General features: G+C 65.0%; 19 protein-coding genes and 1 other RNA gene. 11 read left to right on the top strand and 9 right to left on the bottom strand.

Annotated features, from left to right (window positions below):
* The first annotated feature begins 77 nt into the window (after positions 1-77).
* From mscL to Ga0102493_RS05140, 4 genes are all read left to right on the top strand, one after another.
* Complete coding sequence (gene mscL, locus Ga0102493_RS05125; protein ID WP_034904038.1) at positions 78-518, top strand: large conductance mechanosensitive channel protein MscL; 441 nt, start codon at positions 78-80, stop codon at positions 516-518.
* A gap of 1 nt (position 519) precedes the next feature.
* Positions 520-862, top strand: a transfer-messenger RNA (tmRNA) gene (gene ssrA / locus Ga0102493_RS05130).
* Between the two features lie 142 nt (positions 863-1,004).
* Entirely contained in the window at positions 1,005-1,718 is a 714-nt protein-coding gene (locus Ga0102493_RS05135; RefSeq protein WP_150132420.1) for a hypothetical protein, read from the top strand.
* A gap of 102 nt (positions 1,719-1,820) precedes the next feature.
* Positions 1,821-2,117 carry a hypothetical protein gene (locus Ga0102493_RS05140; RefSeq protein WP_236922302.1) on the top strand — a complete coding sequence of 99 codons (297 nt, stop codon included), beginning with the start codon at positions 1,821-1,823 and terminating at the stop codon, positions 2,115-2,117.
* 97 nt (positions 2,118-2,214) lie between these two features.
* Here Ga0102493_RS05140 and Ga0102493_RS05145 read toward each other — a convergent pair whose 3' ends face one another.
* From Ga0102493_RS05145 to Ga0102493_RS05160, 4 genes are all read right to left on the bottom strand, one after another.
* Entirely contained in the window at positions 2,215-2,478 is a 264-nt protein-coding gene (locus Ga0102493_RS05145; RefSeq protein ID WP_034904032.1) for a hypothetical protein, read from the bottom strand.
* Between the two features lie 131 nt (positions 2,479-2,609).
* Positions 2,610-3,863, bottom strand: coding sequence for an N-succinylarginine dihydrolase (locus tag Ga0102493_RS05150; protein WP_034904030.1), 1,254 nt, complete (start codon positions 3,861-3,863; stop codon positions 2,610-2,612).
* The gene (locus tag Ga0102493_RS05155; RefSeq protein ID WP_034904028.1) at positions 3,860-4,888 is read right to left on the bottom strand and encodes an arginine N-succinyltransferase; all 1,029 of its coding nucleotides are present in this window, start codon (positions 4,886-4,888) and stop codon (positions 3,860-3,862) included. Before Ga0102493_RS05155 ends, Ga0102493_RS05150 begins: the two co-directional genes overlap by 4 nt.
* On the bottom strand, positions 4,885-6,102 hold the full coding sequence (locus Ga0102493_RS05160; protein WP_236922303.1) for a hydrolase: 1,218 nt from the start codon (positions 6,100-6,102) through the stop codon (positions 4,885-4,887). Before Ga0102493_RS05160 ends, Ga0102493_RS05155 begins: the two co-directional genes overlap by 4 nt.
* Positions 6,103-6,259: 157 nt before the next feature.
* Between Ga0102493_RS05160 and Ga0102493_RS05165 the strand changes: the two genes are divergently transcribed.
* Both Ga0102493_RS05165 and Ga0102493_RS05170 read left to right on the top strand, forming a co-directional pair.
* Positions 6,260-8,356, top strand: coding sequence for a malate synthase G (locus Ga0102493_RS05165; RefSeq protein WP_034904022.1), 2,097 nt, complete (start codon positions 6,260-6,262; stop codon positions 8,354-8,356).
* A gap of 78 nt (positions 8,357-8,434) precedes the next feature.
* Positions 8,435-8,872 (top strand): ion channel, encoded by a 438-nt coding sequence (locus tag Ga0102493_RS05170; protein WP_034904020.1) that lies wholly within the window; start codon positions 8,435-8,437, stop codon positions 8,870-8,872.
* 29 nt (positions 8,873-8,901) lie between these two features.
* Here the strand turns inward: Ga0102493_RS05170 and Ga0102493_RS05175 are convergent, their stop codons facing one another.
* The 5 genes from Ga0102493_RS05175 to Ga0102493_RS05195 form a co-directional block, all read right to left on the bottom strand.
* The gene (locus tag Ga0102493_RS05175; protein WP_034904019.1) at positions 8,902-9,261 is read right to left on the bottom strand and encodes a hypothetical protein; all 360 of its coding nucleotides are present in this window, start codon (positions 9,259-9,261) and stop codon (positions 8,902-8,904) included.
* A 75-nt stretch (positions 9,262-9,336) separates the two neighbouring features.
* The gene (gene rsmA / locus Ga0102493_RS05180; RefSeq protein WP_034904148.1) at positions 9,337-10,161 is read right to left on the bottom strand and encodes a 16S rRNA (adenine(1518)-N(6)/adenine(1519)-N(6))-dimethyltransferase RsmA; all 825 of its coding nucleotides are present in this window, start codon (positions 10,159-10,161) and stop codon (positions 9,337-9,339) included.
* Positions 10,158-11,180: a 4-hydroxythreonine-4-phosphate dehydrogenase PdxA gene (gene pdxA, locus Ga0102493_RS05185; protein WP_034904016.1), complete on the bottom strand. Its 1,023-nt coding sequence runs from the start codon at positions 11,178-11,180 to the stop codon at positions 10,158-10,160. The genes rsmA and pdxA overlap by 4 nt, the downstream gene beginning before the upstream one ends.
* A gap of 24 nt (positions 11,181-11,204) precedes the next feature.
* Positions 11,205-12,560 (bottom strand): peptidylprolyl isomerase, encoded by a 1,356-nt coding sequence (locus Ga0102493_RS05190; protein ID WP_418251655.1) that lies wholly within the window; start codon positions 12,558-12,560, stop codon positions 11,205-11,207.
* Positions 12,561-12,757: 197 nt separating this feature from the next.
* On the bottom strand, positions 12,758-15,121 hold the full coding sequence (locus tag Ga0102493_RS05195) for an LPS-assembly protein LptD (protein ID WP_236922304.1): 2,364 nt from the start codon (positions 15,119-15,121) through the stop codon (positions 12,758-12,760).
* A 201-nt stretch (positions 15,122-15,322) separates the two neighbouring features.
* Between Ga0102493_RS05195 and Ga0102493_RS05200 the strand changes: the two genes are divergently transcribed.
* The 5 genes from Ga0102493_RS05200 (at position 15,323) to ndk (ending at position 18,533) form a co-directional block, all read left to right on the top strand.
* On the top strand, positions 15,323-16,780 hold the full coding sequence (locus Ga0102493_RS05200; protein ID WP_034904014.1) for a leucyl aminopeptidase: 1,458 nt from the start codon (positions 15,323-15,325) through the stop codon (positions 16,778-16,780).
* Between the two features lie 15 nt (positions 16,781-16,795).
* On the top strand, positions 16,796-16,948 hold the full coding sequence (locus Ga0102493_RS15685; RefSeq protein ID WP_150132513.1) for a DUF2256 domain-containing protein: 153 nt from the start codon (positions 16,796-16,798) through the stop codon (positions 16,946-16,948).
* The gene (locus Ga0102493_RS05205; protein WP_034904013.1) at positions 16,945-17,379 is read left to right on the top strand and encodes a DNA polymerase III subunit chi; all 435 of its coding nucleotides are present in this window, start codon (positions 16,945-16,947) and stop codon (positions 17,377-17,379) included. The genes Ga0102493_RS15685 and Ga0102493_RS05205 overlap by 4 nt, the downstream gene beginning before the upstream one ends.
* Before the next feature lie 65 nt (positions 17,380-17,444).
* The gene (locus Ga0102493_RS05210) at positions 17,445-17,954 is read left to right on the top strand and encodes a hypothetical protein (protein ID WP_034904012.1); all 510 of its coding nucleotides are present in this window, start codon (positions 17,445-17,447) and stop codon (positions 17,952-17,954) included.
* A 156-nt stretch (positions 17,955-18,110) separates the two neighbouring features.
* Entirely contained in the window at positions 18,111-18,533 is a 423-nt protein-coding gene (gene ndk, locus Ga0102493_RS05215; RefSeq protein WP_034904010.1) for a nucleoside-diphosphate kinase, read from the top strand.
* Positions 18,534-18,592 lie beyond the last annotated feature (59 nt).

Below are 18,592 nucleotides of genomic sequence, written 5' to 3' on the forward strand. Positions count from 1 at the left end.
CCTCTCGGGACGCTTGGCAGGCGGTCCGCGAGGGGGCAAGACAGGTGGGGCATCACGGATAAACAGGGGACAAGTCAATGCTGTCGGAATTCCGCGAATTCATCGCCAAGGGCAATGTCATGCAGCTCGCCGTCGCGGTCATCATCGGCGGTGCTTTCGCGGTGATCGTGAAATCGCTCACCGACGAGATCATCATGCCGGTGGTCGGCGCGATCTTCGGCGGGGCGGACTTCTCGAAATATTTCGTGCTTCTCTCCGTTCCCGAGGGATACGAGGGTTCGATGACCGATTACGCCGCTCTCAAGGAAGTGGGCGCGGCTATGATCGGATATGGGGCCTTCGCGACTGCGGTGATCAATTTCGTGATCCTCGCCTTCATTATCTTCCTGCTGGTGCGCTACACCAACCGGGTGATCGAGAGCTTCGAGAAGAAGGACGAGGTCACCGCGCCCGAGGAAGCCGCCGGCCCGACCGAGATCGAGCTGCTGACCGAGATCCGGGATGCGCTTAAGAAGTGATACACTTCACATTAAGCGCAGAACGCCTATATCGGATGCGTCGGAGCGATCCGACTATGACGATAAATTGCAGCGTGCAATAGGCACAACGGACCCGGGGGCAGTACCCGGCGGCTCCACCATAAACCCCGGGAAACCGGGGGTTCTGACGGGGCCGAACCAGGATCGACGTGGGCTGAAAAGCGTTGTTTTCGTCCGGGCTGAGTAACCCGTTAAAGGCTCAAAACCCATAAGTGCCAACGATAACGAAGCACTCGCTCTCGCTGCGTAATTTTAAGGCCTAACGGCCTGAATTTACAAAGCTAAAGCGCGGTTGGACCCACCGGGCAACAGAAGCGGATTCCGGGGGCCCGGGGGAGCCTAGCAACAGAATCCCCCACCCATCCCGCGACATCCCCGACTCGTTTCGTATCGAGCCGCACGTTCAGCACTGATTCAACCATTTCAAGCAGATATTGTCTCCTGCGGTCTTGGCAGGAGGTGAATGTGCGCTTCATGCTCTTCGGCTTTCTCGCTGGCGCGGCGCTCCTGCTTGCGCCTACCTCTTCTGCGGTCGCGGAGCCTTATGAGTCATGGCTCGCACGGTTGAAGGCGATTTGTGCCTCAGATTGCCTCGCGCCGCGTCCATTACTGCGCGCTGTCCGCTTCGGCGATCGTGAGCAAGATTCGCACGTCGCGGCTGTGCTCCCAATCGGATTCGTAGGCCGCTGGAACGGCAAGTTTTTGCTCGTTGCTGGCCGCGGACCGTCTACCTTCAAAAAGATTGGTCAGCGCGCGCCCCTGACCTATCGCCCGGTCACCGGCCCGGACGAGATCGTTGTCGAGATGGAGCCGGATGTGTTCTTCGATCTGCTAAACGTACCGGTTCCTGGAACGGTGCAACAGGGCGAAGCCTATGTTGACGAAAACGGCGATATCGTCGTTGCACGCGATAGGATGCGCTATTTCAGCAAGCCGACGCTCCGTAAGCTGCGCTCGATGTTCCGCGATCGCGTGATTGTGGTGCGCGGCCAACCCCGGTTGGAGGTTGCTTTCGACGGTGCCGTGCGAGACCGTCGCCGCAAGAAACTCTTCATCGAATTGACCAGAGCCGAGGATATCGTGATCCTGCCGCGCTTCGACAAGAACGGCGAGGCGATCGTCGACGGCGAATTCGAGTTCGATGTTCCCCCGCGAATTGGCGAACCGGCTGCACCTTGATGAGGGTCGCCAAACTTTCCTGAAACTTCGCGTGCCCGGGCCCGTTGGTGGGGTGCTAGCCGCCACGCATCCGCCTTCGGGTGAGCTGCGAAGGGCGGCGCAATGGAGGAGACGCTAGATATGAAGAAACTGCTGACATTCACCGCCCTTCCGGCCCTCGCCATGGTTGCCGCCTGCGGCCCCGATTCCCCGCGAGAGGAAATGGGTGACCGCATGGAAGAGCGCGCCGACGCGATCGAGGACGTCGGCAATGACCGCGCCGAAGCGCTCGAGGAACGCGCCGACGAGGCGGAGACCGATGCGCGCGAGGACATGCTCAACGAGCGCGCCGAGGAAATCGACGATATCGGCGATGAAGCTGCCGACGAAATAAACGAGGTGGCCGACGAGCTCGAATAAGGCCGCCGGTTCCCGAGAAAAAAGGCCTCCGCACTTTGCTGTGCGGGGGCCTTTTCGTATTTGCGCCGCGCCATGTGACTGCGAGAGACAAGCTGCCTTAGTCGGCGGAGCGCGTATCTGAGGGTTTATCTCCGCGGGCTTCGGCCAGTTCCTTCTCTAGCCTGAGGCAGTCGAGGATCTTCGCTCCGCCAAGGAATACCGCCCCGCTTGTGGCGAGGAACAGCAGCTGACCGAAAATGCCGGGATATTCGGAAAGATAGGCCGTGCCGCGGGTCATCGCACCAAGGGCGAGCGCATAGATGATCACGAAGGCTTCGAACCTGGTCTTGATTACGAAAAGCCTTCCGATCTTCTGCAGCATGATCTCTCCCTCGCGTTAACGGAGCTTCCTGCAAACAGCGTGCCATGAACGGGCGTGCGCGGGCCGGACTGGTTAATGGTGACCCAAGTGTAAGCCCACCCGACGCGGGCATGCAAACGCGTTAACCATGATCAGGCCAGTTCGGAGATATCGAGCGCGGCGAGCAGTGCATGGCGCGCGGCGGCCACGTCCTTGGCGAGGGAATTGCCTCCGATATCGGCTGGATCGATCTGTTCGGGCCAGGTCTCTGCGATGACACGCTCGATCCGATCTGCCTTCGCTTCGTCAAGGAGAAAGCGTGGATCGACCGTTGACGGATCGCATGCGACCCGCAGTCGGAGGCAGGCCGGCCCCCCGCCATTGGCCATGCTTTGCCGGACATCGACCGGGATCACCTCACCGATCGGGCCGTTCGATGCGACCATGCTCTCGCACCAGGACCAGACTGCGGGGCTTTCGCGACATTCCTCGGGCACGATCAGCGCCATCGTGCCCGAAGGCAAGGTGACGAGCTGGGCGTTGAAGAGATAGGTGCGGATTGCCTCGAGGAGGCTGATCTCGCTCGCGGGCACCTCGACCAATTCGAGCGCGGGGAAGACGGAGCGGATCGATTCATAGGCGCGTTCCCGGTCGGCGAAGGCTGCTTCGTGCGTGAACAGCACCCGCTCATTGGCGACCGCGACGACGTCATTGTGAAACGCCCCAGCCTCGATCGCCTCCGGGTTCTGTTCGATGAAGATGCATCGTGCCGGATCAAGAGAGTGCGCGCGAGCGACGAGGCGGCTGGCCTGTTCGTGCTGGCGCGCGGGAAAGCGGCCGCCGGGGCGACCATAGACAAAGACCTCGACGCCGGGCGACCCATGCCCCTCGCACAGGCGCATATGGTTGGCCGCGCCCTCGTCCCCGAAAGTGGGCGGCACGGGATCGTGGACCGCGAAATGCGCCGTGTCGGCGAAGGCGAGGTCGAGCTGGCGTTTCGTATCCGGCCATTCCTGCGCTCGGTGAAGCATGGTGACCAGATTGGCAGGGGTCAGATGGCAGCGACCGTCCGCTGTGTCGGGGGAGGGGGAGACGGTCGCGGCGTTGGCTGTCCACATGCTCGATGCCGACCACGGCGCCGCCCGCAGGGCGGGGTCCTCGCTCCCGTCGAGCGCGAGACGATCGGCGAGCGCGCCGTTCGGGCGAGGCAGCGGCAGGAGAAAGCCCTGCACGCCCAGCCTTGCAAGGTTGCCCCGCATCTTGGCGAGCCCCTGAAGCGCCGCCGCGCGCGGATAGGAGGGATCGCCCTTGTGGCTCGCGCTGGCGATGTTGCCGAGGCTGAGCCCGGCGTAATTGTGGCTCGGCCCGACGATCCCGTCGAAATTGATCTCGACCAGCTTGCTCATCGCGCGACGCTCCATACCTCGTCGCCTTCGCCGACATCGAGCGCGTCCGCTGCCGCACTGTCGATCGCGATGGTGAAGCCGGTTTCCGCGTCGCCCGAAAGGGCCCGTGCGCCATAGCAGGCGCGGAAGGTCTCGAGCCGGCCAGTGGCGAGAATCGCGCGCTCTCCCTCGGCAAGGTCCACATCCTCGACGACCGCGCGCACGCTGTTCTTCACGCTGGCAACCTCGTCGGTGCGGGCGATCATGGTCGGCCCGCCGTCGAAGATGTCGACATAGCCTTCGTAGCTGAAGCCCTCGTTCTCAAGCATTCGCATCGCCGCGCGGCCTGTCGGGTGGGGCACGCCGATCACGCTCCTCGCATCGTCGTCGAGCATCGCGACATAGACCGGGTGCTTGGGCATGAGGTCGGCGATGAACTGGTTGCCGTTGATCGCGTTGAAATAGTCCGCTTCCTGGAAATTCATCCCGAAGAAACGCCCCGCGACCCCGTCCCAGAAAGGCGAACCGCCACGCTCGTCGATGATGCCGCGAAGTTCGGCGAGCACCTTGTCGGCGAAGCGCGCACGGTGCATCGCGATGAAGAGATAGCGCGAGCGCGCCAGCAGAAGGCCGAGGCCGCCTGCGCGTTCATTGGGATGAAGGAACAGCCCGCCGACCTCCGCCGCGCCCTCGAGATCGGTGACGAGACTCAGCATTTCGGCGCGCACCGTGCGGTCGAGCTCCTTCGAATACTGGGTCAGCGTGTTGAGCCGGTAGGAATAGAACGGCCAGCGCTGTCCGACCTGCGTCATCAACTGGCTGGTCCCCCTGACCGCGCCGGTTTCATGGTTCTCGAGCACGAGCACGAATTGCTCGGCGGTGAGGTCGTTCGAGGTGTTCGCGAAGGCCTTGGCCGCGGCGTCCAGCTTTGCGGAAAGCGCCTTGCGATCCGGGGGAAGGTTGGTGAAACCGCCGCCGGTCAGCTTCGCCATCTCGTAGAGATGTTCAAGATCCCCGGGGCGCGCTGCGCGCAGGCGAAAGGTCAATTGGTTTCTCCTTCGCGCGCCCCATGCTCCGCCAGCGCGCCTTCGGCAAGCCGCTCGATCACCCTTGCCGACAGCGCCGCGCGTTCGGCGAGGCTGGGGACGATCAGAAATTCGTCCGAGGAGTGGATCGACCCGCCGCGAACGCCCATCGTGTCGACCACGGGCACGCCGCAGGCGGCGATATTGTTGCCGTCGCACACCCCGCCAGTCGATTTCCAGCGAATGTCCTGACCCAGTTCCGCCCCGCATTCGCGCACGAGATCGAACAGCGCCTGCGCGCGCGCATCGACCGGTTTGGGCGGACGTGTGACGCCGCCATGGCGGTGCACCGTCACTTCGTGCGCGGAACCGATTTCGGCCAGCACGTCGTCCAGCGCGGCATCGAAGCTCTCCATCGCCTCGGTCGACCTTGGCCGGATGTTGAAGCGCAGCAGGGCATGGTCGGGCACGACATTGTTCGGCCCGCCGCCTTCGAGTTTCGCCGGGTTCACGGTGATATCCGCGCGCTCCATCGCCTTCAGCCGCACGATCAGGTCGGCCGCCGCCACGATCGCGTTGCGCCCGTCCTCGGGATTGCGTCCGGCATGGGCGGACTTGCCCCGGATCGTGATCGAGTAATTGCCGGTCCCGCCGCGTTCATGTGCAAGCGTACCGTCGGGAAGCGCGGCGGGCTCGTAGGTGAGGGCAGCGAGCTTGCCCTGTGCGAGTTCGGCGATCAGCGCAGCGCTCGCGAGCGAACCTGTCTCCTCGTCCGAATTGATCAGCACGTCATAGCCCAGGCTCGAGGCCGAGGCGGTCCGCTCGAAGGCGAGCAGGGCATGGAGCATGACCGCGATCCCGCCCTTCATGTCGGCGACGCCCGGCCCGTTGAGCGTCTGATCATCGAGCCAGCGCTGCTCCTGAAAGGGATGGTCGGGCGGAAACACCGTGTCCATGTGCCCGGTCAGCACGATGCGGCGGTTGGCCCCGGGCCGGACGCGCACGACGAGATGCTTTCCATTCGCCTTTTCGTATTCGCTGCCATCGCCCGCGATCGCGGTGACGGGTGCCGGTTCGACCAGTTCGACGGTTCCGGGCAGTGCGCGGAACGCCTGCGCAAGCGCATCCGCCTGTTTTGCAAGCCCTTCGAGATTGCCGGTGCCGGTGTTGATCGCGCTCCACGCCTCGACCTGTTCGAGCATGGCGGCGGCATCGATCGCTGGGGAAGTTCGCATGTCCATGACAATTCCCTAGACGCTGGCCCGTCCTGTTCCAACCCGCGCGGAACCGCTTTCGCCACCGCGCCGTTGCAATCGGTGGAGCGCTTCGCCATAGCGCCTGCCGTCCTCCTCCCCGGGGCCCGTTCAAGCGAGTCATGAGGACACGAATACAATGGCACAGATGATCACCCGCGCCGGCCTGACGGTCGACGGGCGGCTGGCGGATTTCCTCGAACGCGAGGTGCTCAAGCCGCTCGGACGCGATCCTGAGGCGTTCTGGCAGGGCTTCGCGAAGCTGCTTGCCGATTTCGCGCCGCGAAATGCCGCGCTTCTGGAAAAGCGCGAGGAACTGCAGAGCGCAATCGATGCCTGGCACGAGGAACGCCGCGGCCAGCCGCACGACCAGGCCGAATATCGCGCCTTTCTAGAGGAGATCGGCTATCTCGTCCTCGAGCCGGGCGAATTCACCATCGGCACGCAGAACGTCGATCCCGAGATCGCTACGATGGCCGGGCCGCAGCTGGTGGTGCCTATCCTGAACGCGCGCTTCCTGCTCAACGCCGCCAACGCGCGCTGGGGAAGCCTGTATGATGCCTTCTACGGCACCGACGCGCTCGACGCGCCACCCGCCCGTCCTGGCGGCTATGACGAGGAACGCGGTGCGGCAGTGATCGCACGGGGCCGTGAATTTCTCGATGCGACGTTCGCGCTGAAAGAAGGCAGCTGGAGCGACATCACCGGCCCCGATGACATCGCGCTGGTCGATGAAACGCACTATGTCGGCCGGTCGGAAAAGGGCCGAATGTTCGTCAACAACGGCCTCCATGTCGAAGTCGTGTTCGATTCCACGACGCAGGTCGGAAAGTCCGACAAGGCGGGCATTTCCGACATCGTCATCGAAAGCGCGCTGACCACCATTGCCGATTGCGAGGATTCGGTCGCGGCGGTGGATGGCGAGGACAAGCTTCTCGCCTATTCCAACTGGCTCGGCGTGATCCGCGGCGATCTCGAGGAAAGCTTCGACAAGGGCGGAAAGACGCTCACCCGCAGGCTGGCGGGCGACAAGTCCTACACCGCCCCCGACGGTTCCGAGCACAGCCTGCCGGGCCGCAGCCTGCTGTTCGTGCGCAATGTCGGCCATCTGATGACCAATCCGGCGATCCGCCTGCCCGATGGCAGCGAGATCCCCGAGGGCCTGATGGACGCGGTGTTCACCAGCGCGATCAGCACATTGGATGTCGAGGGCCACGCGGAATACGGCAACAGCCGCGCGCGCAGCATCTACATCGTCAAGCCCAAGATGCACGGGCCGGAGGAATGCGCGTTCACCAATGACCTGTTCGACCGGGTCGAGGACCTCATCGGCCTCCCCCGCCACACGATCAAGGTCGGCGTGATGGACGAGGAGCGGCGCACTTCGGCGAACCTTTCCGCTTGCATCCACGCGGTGAAGGACCGGATCGTCTTCATCAACACCGGCTTCCTCGATCGGACCGGCGATGAAATCCACACCTCGATGCGCGCCGGGCCGATGATGCGAAAGGGCGCGATGAAAGGCTCGGCCTGGCTCCGCGCCTATGAGGCGAGGAATGTCGCGATCGGCCTGAAGCACGGCCTGTCGGGCAAGGCACAGATCGGCAAGGGCATGTGGGCCGCGCCCGACCGGATGGCGGCGATGATGGAGGAGAAGATCGGTCACCTGCGCGCGGGTGCCAACACCGCTTGGGTGCCATCGCCCACGGCCGCGACGCTCCACGCGCTGCATTATCACCGCGAGAACGTCTTCGAGATTCAGGCGACCCTGCCCGAGGCGCCAGGCCTCGATGCGCTGCTGACGATCCCGCTAGCCGAAAACACCAACTGGCCCGAGGACGAGCTGCGCGAGGAACTCGACAACAATTGCCAGGGACTGCTGGGCTATGTCGTGCGCTGGATCGATCAGGGCGTGGGCTGTTCCAAGGTTCCCGACATCGATGATGTCGGCCTGATGGAGGACCGCGCGACCTTGCGCATTTCCTCGCAGCATATCGCGAACTGGCTCCATCACGGCGTGGTGAGCGAGGATCAGGTGATGGATTCGCTTCGCCGGATGGCGGCCAAGGTCGACGGGCAGAACGCGAATGACCCGCTCTATCGACCGCTCATCGGAAACGAGGACGGACCCGCCTTCAGCGCGGCAAGGGATCTCATCTTCAAGGGCGTGGAGCAGCCATCAGGCTATACCGAGCCGCTGCTGCACCAATGGCGGCAGGTGGCGAAGGCCGGCTGAGCCAGCGGGTCGACGGGGCCTTTCGCAAGCAGGCCTGCAATCGGAACAACCGCGCCGCGCGGCCCGTTGTCTCGCCTGATGACGCAAGCGGAAATCCACGTCCTCGTCTGGGGCATCGCCCTGCTGTTCGCTTTCGGCGCGATCCATCTCGCCGGACTCGAGCTTATCCGCTGGCTCAAGCCGAAGCGTCACCAGCACAGCCCGTTCGGCCTGCTGCTGACGTTCTGGGGCCTGGCCCTGCTGCACATGATCGAGATCGGCATCGCCGCCTCCGTCATCGCGCTGCTGCTGGGCAATCCGGCCTACGGCATGCTGAGCGACGGGATGAACGGCAGCGATGCGGCGGACTATCTCTATTTCGCGGGCATTTCCTTTTCGACGCTCGGCTATACGAGCATGTCGGCGCACGGTCCGATCCGGCTGATGGTGATGATGCTGTCGCTTTCCGGCTTCATGCTGATCACCTGGTCGGCGACTTTCATCTACACGATCTGGGGCGAGACTTTCAGGCAGTGATCAGCCGGGCCAGCGCGCTGCCGCCGCGATCAGGTGATCAGGTGTTCGACCACCTTGCCGCCCTTTACGAACAGCACGACGACCTTGTCGGTGTCGCTGTCGGTTTCGCGGATCTTGTACATGTGGGTGACGGTTCCCTGCGGTCCGGGGCTTTCGATACCTTTGCCGCCAAGCAGCTTGGCGATGCCCTTGAAACCGGGGTCGGCCGCGATCGCGGTCAGCAGCGCGCTGGAGCTGACCGGGCGCTGGCTGACCTTGCTGCCGTCGATCACCCGGACACCGGGAACGGGCTCGGTGACCCCCGGTTCGCTGACGGCCTGGGCGGCAAGCGGATTGTTCGAAAACAGCAGGGCTGAGGCAAGGAGGGCGCAGGCTGTAGCAGTCTTCATGTGAAGGGTCTCCGGGCCGAAAGGCGGCCGCGGCAAAATACGGCGCGCGGTCAGAACGCGCCACCAGATTCGCTATCAGCCCGTCAATCGGCGCGCCAGCTCCGTGAATTCCCCGACGCTCAGCGTTTCGGCGCGGCGGGTTTCGTCGATGCCGAGGCGGCTGAGCGCCTCGAGCGCGCCGGGCACGCCCTTTAGGCTCTGGCGCAGCATCTTGCGGCGCTGGCCGAATGCGGATTCGCTGATCCGTTCGATGACGCGCGCCGATACGCCTTCTGGCATGACGGCGGGCGTCACGTGGACCACCGCGCTCATCACCTTGGGCGGCGGGGTGAAAGCGCTGCGATGGACTTTCATCGCGAGCCGCGCGGTGCTGCGCCACTGGGCGAGGACGGCGAGCCGTCCATAGGCGCCGCTCCCCGGTTCGGCGACGATGCGTTCGGCCACCTCGCGTTGGAACATCAGCGTGAGCGAGGTCCATGCGGGCGGCCAGGCCTCGCCCGACAGCCATCTCACGAACAGGGCGGTGCCGACATTGTAGGGCAGGTTGGAAAGCACGGCGAAGGGCTCGCCGCGCATGATGTCGGCGTGGTCGAGCTTCATCGCGTCGCCCTCGATCACTGTGAGCTGGCCCGGAAAGGCTTCACCCAGTTCGGCAAGGGCGGGAAGGCAGCGGCGGTCCATCTCGATCGCGGTCACCCTTGCCCCGGCGCGCAAAGCCGCGCGCGTGAGCCCGCCAGGGCCGGGGCCGATTTCCAGCACCGCCTTGCCCGAAAGATCGCCGGGCAGGGCGGCGATGCGGCCCAGCAATTGTTCGTCAAGCAGGAAGTTCTGGCCGAGCGCCTTCGAGGCGGAAAGGCCGTGGCGCGCGATGACCTCGCGGATCGGGGGAAGGTCGGTCACGCGGCCGCCCGCAGCGCCGCGCATTCGCCCGCCATGCGGATCGCAGCACACATCGCGCCCGGATCGGCCAGTCCCTTGCCCGCAATGTCGAAGGCGGTGCCGTGATCGGGCGAGGTCCGGATGATCGGCAGGCCCAGCGTGACGTTCACGCCTTCGTCGAATTCGAGCGCCTTCAGCGGGATCAGTGCCTGATCGTGATACATGCACAGGGCCGCATCATAGGTCTCGCGAACGCGCGACGTGAAAAGCGCATCGCCCGGCACCGGGCCGAACACATCGAACCCCTCCGACTGCAGCGTACGGATCGCCGGTTCGATGATGCGCGCTTCCTCGTCGCCGAACTTTCCATTTTCGCCCGCATGCGGATTGAGCCCGGCCACGGCGAGGCGCGCGCGCTCGACCCCGAAATCGCGCGCGAGAGCGCCGGCAACGATGCGCGCCTTGTGGACGATGAGATCGCTGGTGAGCATCGCGGGCACTTCGGCGAGTGCGCAATGCACCGTCAGCGGGACGGTGCGCAGACTCGGCCCGGCAAGCATCATCACCGCGTCGCGATAGGGCAGGCGGCAGGCATCGGCGAGAAATTCGGTCTGGCCCGGCGCGTCGAAGCCGATCCGTGCCAGCTCGCTCTTGGCGATCGGCCCGGTGACGAGCGCGGCCGCAACGCCTCCCATGGTAAATCGGGTCGCATAGGAGAGAGAAGCGAGCGCGAGCTTCGCTCCCGCCTCGCTCGGCGCGCCCGGCGCATAGGGCGCATCGAGCCCCGCCATCACCGGAAGCCCGGCGGAAAAGGCGAACAGTGCTTCTGCGGGATCCGCGATCGGCACAACCGGGCAATCGAGCCCGCGCGCCTCGATCGCTGCCCTGAGGACTTCAGGCCCGCCGACGACGAAGAAGGGCGGCGGATCGCCTCCCGTCGGCGCGGTCCTGTCACGCTGGACCCAGGCTTCGGCAATTATTTCGGGCCCGATACCCGCAGGATCGCCAAGCGACAGCGCAATCGGAGCTTCGGGTGTCAACGCTCGCAGGTCCCGCCAGCCGGATCAGTTGTATTCGATATAGGCGTCGTTGCGCAGGTCGCGCAGATAGCGCTGGGCGCGCTTGTTGATCCGCTCCTGCTCGATCTGGTCCATGATCTCGTCGAAATTCGGGCCACCGATCTGTTCCGGATCGTCGCGTCCGCACAGCATCAGCACGCGCACGCCTTCCTGCGGCGAGCCGAAGGGCGGGGTGGTCTGGCCGATCTGCATGTTGAGGATGATCGCGCGCAGCTGTTCGGGCAGGTTCGCGGCGCGGATCTGGTCGTTGGAGACCACCGTCGCCCCCAGCACATCGCGTGCCGTTTCGGCATCGGCGCAGCTGCGAAGGTTGTTCACGAAATCGGCGAACTGGTTGACCTTCGCCTCGGCCGCTTCCTGCGTCACGTCGGGGGCGAAGCTGATCGCGATCTGCTTGAGGCTGAGAAGGGCATCGGCCGGGTCCGCCATCGCCACCTTGCGCTTGTTGATGAGGTAGATGATCGAGAAACCGCCGGGAATCTCGATCGGGCCATTCAGCTGGCCCGCCTGCATCTGCTGGAGCTGCGCATCGAGCGCAGGCGGCAACTGGCCCAGCCTGATCCAGCCGAGATCGCCGCCGACGACCGCCGTCGTCGCTTCCGAAAACTGGCGAGCATAGGCGACGAAGCTGCCACCCTGGCGCAACTGCTCCATGATGCGCTGCGCGTTCTGGAGCACCGCGGCGCGGTTTTCCTGGGTGGCGGAAAGGTAGATCTCGCCGACGCGGTATTCGTCCTGCCCGCGCGCTTCCTCGAGCCGTTCGAGCACGTCGTTGACCTCTTCGGCCGAGACGTTGACGAACGGCATGATGTTGCGCCGCAGGAGGTTCTCCCACGCGATTTCGCCTTCGATCTGGCGCTTGAGCGCGGCGGGCGAGGAGCCGATCGAGATCAGGTATTCGGCCATCTTTTCAGGCTCCTGCCCGAAATTCTGCGTCGCTAGCTGGGCATAGGTCTGCTCGACCTCGCCCTGGCTGACCGGCATTTCGAGCGCTTGCGAGGCCTGGATCTTGAGCGTCTCGTCGATCAGGTTGCGCAGCACCTGGACCCGCAGCCGCTCGAGCTCCTGGTCGGAAACCTCGGTTTCGGACGCGGACGTCACCAGGGCGACGCGCTGGTCGATATCGGTGCCCGTGATGACATATCCGTTGACCACCGCCGTCGCGGTACGGGTGTCGGGATTCTCCTTGCCCAGGATCTGGATGTCGTCGGGGATGCCGAAGGGATTGTCCGCGGTCGGCACGGCCACCGTCTGTGCGGCTGCCGGCACGAGCGGTGCGGCGACCAGCGCGGCCGATGCGATACCGGCGCAGATTGTCTTCATCATGTTCGTCGAAGTCACTCGTTCGTTCCGTCCTGATTCGTCGGCGAGAGGCGGCCCCACACCCGTTTTCACGCCCGTTCTCGCCGGTCGTTCACCCTGCCGGAGCCGGGCTGAACCTGCGCTGAGTGAAAATCGGTCGGCCCGGATCGCGGCCCCACCCGTTTGATTGGCGGGCCGTGTAGCCCCTTTTTGGCCCGCTGCCAATTCGCACGCGTCTAGCGGAACCCGAGATTGCGCAGGGCGAAGAAGAGCTGGAAGGAATTTCCCCGCGCCGCGTCGCCTGCGGTGATGAAGTCGCGCCGCCAGGTGAAGCCGAATTCGAGGCAATCGTCCTGGTAGGAAACGCCCAGTCGGGTGCGGATCGGCTCGAACCCGTCTGGCGCGAAGACCGGGTCTTCCTCCGCGCTCGTCAGGTTGAACACGCCCGAACCGAACACCGCCCAGTTGTTGGCAAAGGCGACCCGCGCGGCGGCGCGGAATTCCTCGCGGTCCTGAAGGTCCTCGACGGTCTGGATGTTCCGGTCGAGCCGCAGATACCCAACTTCGAGATAGGTCCGGCGCGATCCGATCGCGGCATCGATCTCGTTGCGGCGAAAGGCGAGGTTGTCCTTGTCGAGCCGGAAGCGATGCGTGAAGGCGAGGAAATCGCGATAGCGCACCTCGGTTCGCCCGACGAAATCCGATACCCGCTCCGAAAGGCCGGTTCCCACCGGGAAGATGTCCTGCTTGTCCTCGAGCCGGTAGGACTGGCCGACCGTGGTCTTCACCCGCCAGCCGGGCTTCTGCAGCTCCCAGTCGAGTCCCCAGGTGATGCGGGCGCCGTCCTCCACCCGATCGTAGCCGGGAAAGCGATTGAGCGCGAACAGGTTCGAATCCTCGAGGTCGATCGCGCGCGCATCCTCGTTCGGGACGGCGAGATTCTCGATCGGCGGGCTGGCGACGAACTGGATGCGGGGCTTGAGGACCTGTGTGCCGCCGAAGGCTTCGCCGACAAAGGGCCATTCGACGTCGATCGCCCCGATCGCGATTCCGCGACCGGTCCAGCCTTCATTGCCGCGATAGATCTCGGTCAGCGTCGAGCCGGTGTCGGAGGTGTGATAGATGTCGCCCCGCACGAGCGCGCTGAAAGTGACGACCTGGCCGAGCCCGGTCAGCGTGCGCAGGTCCCAGCGCGCTCCGGCGAAGGCGCGCTGCGTGTCCTGCCCGTCGGTCCGCAGCAGCGCGAGCGTGTTCGCCTGGAGCTGGATCTCGCCGCCCAGCACCGGGTCATCCAGGATATGGCGATAATCGAAGGCGGGGAGGGCGACCGGGATCTGCCCCTGGTCGGCGTTGATCCTGAGCGTCTGCGTCGCCCATCCGGCGAGGCTGAGATAGGAATCCTCGTCGATCCGTTCGAGATTGATCGTGGAACGAAGCCGGTCGTCGCGGCTCAGGTCGTAGCGGCGCAGGAAGGTGCGGTCGCTCGCCGCGCGGACCGAGCCGGTCAGACTCCAGTTCTCCGTGAACTGAAAGCGTCCGTTGGCGAACAGATATCCGCGCGGGTCGCTCTCGGTCGTGGCCTGCCCGGTCAGATCGGCGACGCGGCTGCTCTGGGTGAGATAGCCGGTCACCTGATAAGCGCCGTTCCCCGTCAGGTGGCGCCATTCCGCGCTCACCATCGGCGCCACCGCCGAGAAGACATACGCGCCCAGCCTCAGGTCCTTGTTGTCGGCGAGACGCCAGTAATAATCTCCCGACAGTTCGAGCCCGTTGACCTGCGTCACCCGGATATTGGGGACGAGAAAGCCTGATACCGCTTCGCCGTCGGTGTTGAGAGCGAGGCCCGGAAGCGGCAGCAGCCTTTGGCCGAACAATTCGAGCATCGCGCCCTTGAACCGCACCCGCGCCTCGTCCGGATCGTAGATCACGCGGTCGGCGGTGATGCGCCAGCTCGGGTCTTTCGCGCAGCCATCCTCGCCGACCACCGGGCAGGCGGTATAGGCCGCGCGGTCGAGCAGGATCGTGCCGTCTTCCTCCCGGCTCGCCGATCGTGCCGCGAGTCGGCCCCCTGCCCTAAGGGCGATGAGCAGTTCCTCGATCGCGCCGGCTTCGAATTCATCGGTCAGCTCGATCTGGTCGGTGAACAGCTGGTTGCCGGTCTCGTCCACGAAACGGATGTTGCCCGAAGCCACGATCCGGCCGCTTTCGCGGTACCACACGACTTCGTCGGCGCGCACCGAGCGGTCTTCGCTGCGCAGCACGACATCGCCGCGCGCGGTGACGATCTCGGCTTCGCTGTCATAGGCCAGTTCGTCCGCCTCGAAGTCGAGGATGCGGTCTTCGCCGGCCAGTTCCTCGCGTTCCGCGAGCGGTCCGGGCGCATCGAGCGAGGGGTCGATTTCCTGCAGGGCGGCGGCGAGAACGGGGCCTGCGATAGGTTCGAGCGCGTGTGCCGGAGCCGCCTCGAGCAGGGCCGCCGGAGCGAATGCCGAGATCGCGAGTGCGCGAGCCGAGACGAGCGGGGAATCGACACGGCGCAGGAATGCGCGCATCGCGCCGGGCGCGAGATTGCGCGAAGGCCCCGTGAAACCTGCCGTCATGCCTTGCCTATTGCACCGCTCGGGCCTAATCGCAATCGCCATTCATGGCCCGGTCCGACCGCCCGATCCGCCCGTCGATGCGCCTTAGTAAAGGTGTCCGCGAGCGGGAGCGATCAGCCGTTTGATGCGTTCGACCGGCCGAGCCCTGATTGCAATTCCCCCCGTCCGGAGCCATCCGGGACAGCCAAACCGGGAGACCCCATGAAGATCGGTTTCAGTGACAGCCCGCCCGCCAATGTCCGGCTCTATGCCCGGATCCTCAACCAGGGGGACATGCCTTCCGACCTCGATGCCGCACTGGTCGACGGGGCCAATGCGGCCCGTTTCAAGGGCAGCGCCGGTCAGGTCTTCGAGACGTTCGCGATGCAGGATGACGGACTTCGCTGGATCGCGCTTGCCGGCGCGGGCGAGACCGATGCGACCGGGCGTCGGCTCAATATCGAAAAGGCCGGGGCGGCGCTCGCGGCAAAGTATCTTCTCTCGGGCGAGAGCGACATGGTGCTCGATCTCGGCCATGCGGACCTTTCGGGCGTGGAGGCGGCCGCCGCGCTGTTCGGCCTTCGCCTGCGGTCCTGGCGGCTCGACACTTACCGCACGAAGCTTCCCGCCGACAAACGGCCGAGCCTCGAGACCATCCATGTCGTCGGCGCGCCCGAGGGCACGAACGAGGCCTGGACCGAGGCCGAGGCGATCGCCCGGGGCGTCGAATTCACCCGGACGCTGGTGACCGAACCGGCCAACAAGCTCTATCCCGAAAGCTTCGTCGCGCTGTGCGAAAAGGCGTTCGAGGGGACAGGCGCGGAACTTATCGTGCTCGATGACGACGCGATGGAAAAGCTCGGCATGGGCGCGCTGCTCGGCGTCGGGCAGGGTTCCGAGCGGCCGAGCCGGATGCTCGCGATCCGCTGGAACGGCGGCACGGATGGTGACAAGCCGACCGTCTTCGTGGGCAAGGGCGTGACTTTCGATACAGGCGGCATCTCGCTCAAGCCGCCGCCCGGCATGGAGGACATGAAGTGGGACATGGGCGGCGCGGGCGCTGTCGCGGGCGCGATGCTCGCGATTGTCGGGCGCAAGGCGAAGGCGAACGTCATCGGCGTCGTCGGCCTCGTCGAGAACATGCCCGACGGCAAGGCGCAGCGCCCCGGCGACATCGTCACCACGATGAGCGGGCAGACAGTCGAAGTGCTCAACACGGATGCCGAAGGGCGGCTCGTCCTGTGCGATGCGCTGCACTGGGCGCAGGAGGAATTCGACCCCGCGCGGATCGTCGACCTCGCGACGCTGACAGGCGCCATGATCATCGCGCTCGGCAACGAGCATGGCGGGATGTTCTCCAATGACGATGAACTCGCAGGCCAGCTCGCCTGTGCGGGCGAAGGGGTGGGCGACAAGCTCTGGCGCCTGCCGCTGGCGCCCGCATACGACAAGCTGATCGATTCCCCGATTGCCGACATGAAGAATGTGGGCCCGCGCGAGGCTGGCTCGATCACGGCGGCGCAGTTTCTCCAGCGCTTCGTAAAGAAGGGCACGCCCTGGGCGCATCTCGACATCGCCGGCATGGTCTGGTCGACCAAGCCCGGCCATAGCTGGGACAAGGGCGCGACCGGCTACGGCGCGCGGCTGCTCGACCGCTTCGTCAAGGAAAACGTGGAGTAACCCGGCTTGGCCAGGATGCGCAGGAAAGCCGATTTGCCGTCGAAGACCTGCGCGACCTGCGGCCTGCCCTTTTCCTGGCGCAAGAAGTGGGAGCGGGACTGGGAAAACGTGCGCTATTGTTCCGAACGGTGCAGGCGCAGCAAGGGGCAGGGAAGCCAAGCGACATGAAGGTCGATTTCTGGCAGCTCTCTCGCGATCCTGCCCCGCGCGTCGTCGCGCTCATCGCCGCACGCGTGCTGGCGCAGGGCGAGAGGCTGCTCGTAGTCAGCGACGATGCCGAGCAGCGCCAGATGATCGCCAATGCCCTGTGGAGCGCTGCTCCGGACAGCTTCCTTGCCAACGCCCACGCCGGATCTGCCGGGGACGAACGCCAGCCGATCCTGCTTTCCGCCGAATGCGCCGCGCCCAATGGGGCCAACCATGTCGTCTTCGCCGACGGCACCTATCGCGATGCCGAGGGATTCGATCGGCTCTTCCTGCTGTTCGGCGAGGACACCCTCGAAGCTGCGCGCGGAACCTGGCGTTCGCTAGACGGGCGGGACGGGATCGAGCGCTCCTTCTTCCGTCAGGACGACGGGAAATGGACAAAGATCGCCTGAACGCTTGAACTCCTCCCGTGCATTGGCGATGCTTCCGGGCAGACGGAGCGAGGGGAGGGTAATCCATGCGCATTATCGCGAGCGCGACGGGGCTTGGCGCCGCGCTGTTTCTGGCATCCTGCGGCGGCCAGGAGGAAAACGGCGAATTCACCACCGAGGACGGCGCGCAGGGCGAATACACGATCGACCGAGAAACGGGGGAGACCCGCATGTCGCTCGAGACCGAGGAAGGCACGGCGACGCTGCGTTCGGGCAAGGACGTGCCGATCGACCTGCCCGGCGGCTTTTCGCTCTATCCCGGCTCGCGCGTGACGTCCAATTCGGTGATCGAGCAGGGCGAGCGGACCGGAAGCATGATCCTGTTCGAGGCCGACGCCACCCCCGAAGACATCATCGCCCATTACCGCAAGCAGGCAGAGGCCGCCGGGATCGAACTTCAGATGGATGCGAAAATGGGCGAAAGCGTGATGGTGGCGGGCGAGAACGAGGCCGACGCCATCGCCTTCCAGGTGAGCGCGACGGGCGCGGACGGCACTACGACCGGGCAGCTCTTCATCGGACGCATGCCCGAATAGACTGCGATCGAACGCGTAAGCCAGCCATCAGGCTTGAACTGGCGCGCCGCCGGGTTTAAGCGCGCGCGCGACGAACCCGGCCGGGAGTCCCTTCCGCGCCACGCTTCCCCGCAGCGCTAAGTAGCGCCCCTTTTTCTAGATCAAGGAACATCAGACATGGCGGTCACCCGCACCTTTTCGATCATCAAGCCCGATGCGACCAAGCGCAACCTGACCGGCGCGGTCACCAAGATGCTGGAAGACGCCGGCCTTCGCGTCGTCGCCTCCAAGCGCATCCGCATGTCGCGCGAGCAGGCCGAAGGTTTCTATGCGGTCCACAAGGAACGCCCCTTCTTCGGCGAACTGGTCGAATTCATGATGAGCGATCCGGTTGTCGTGCAGGTTCTCGAAGGCGAGGATGCGGTCAAGCGCAACCGCGACGTGATGGGTGCTACCAATCCGGCAGAAGCTGCCGACGGCACGATCCGCAAGGAATATGCGCTTTCGATCGGTGAGAACACGGTCCATGGGTCGGACAGCGAAGAGAACGCGAAGATCGAGATCGAATTCTTCTTCAGCGAAGACGAGATTGTCGGCTGATCGCCCCGCAGCCATTGAATTGAAAGGGCCGTCCCTGCCGGGGCGGCCCTTTTCGTTTC

Origin of the sequence: Erythrobacter litoralis, from assembly GCF_001719165.1 — a bacterium.
In the GTDB taxonomy this organism is placed as follows: domain Bacteria; phylum Pseudomonadota; class Alphaproteobacteria; order Sphingomonadales; family Sphingomonadaceae; genus Erythrobacter; species Erythrobacter litoralis.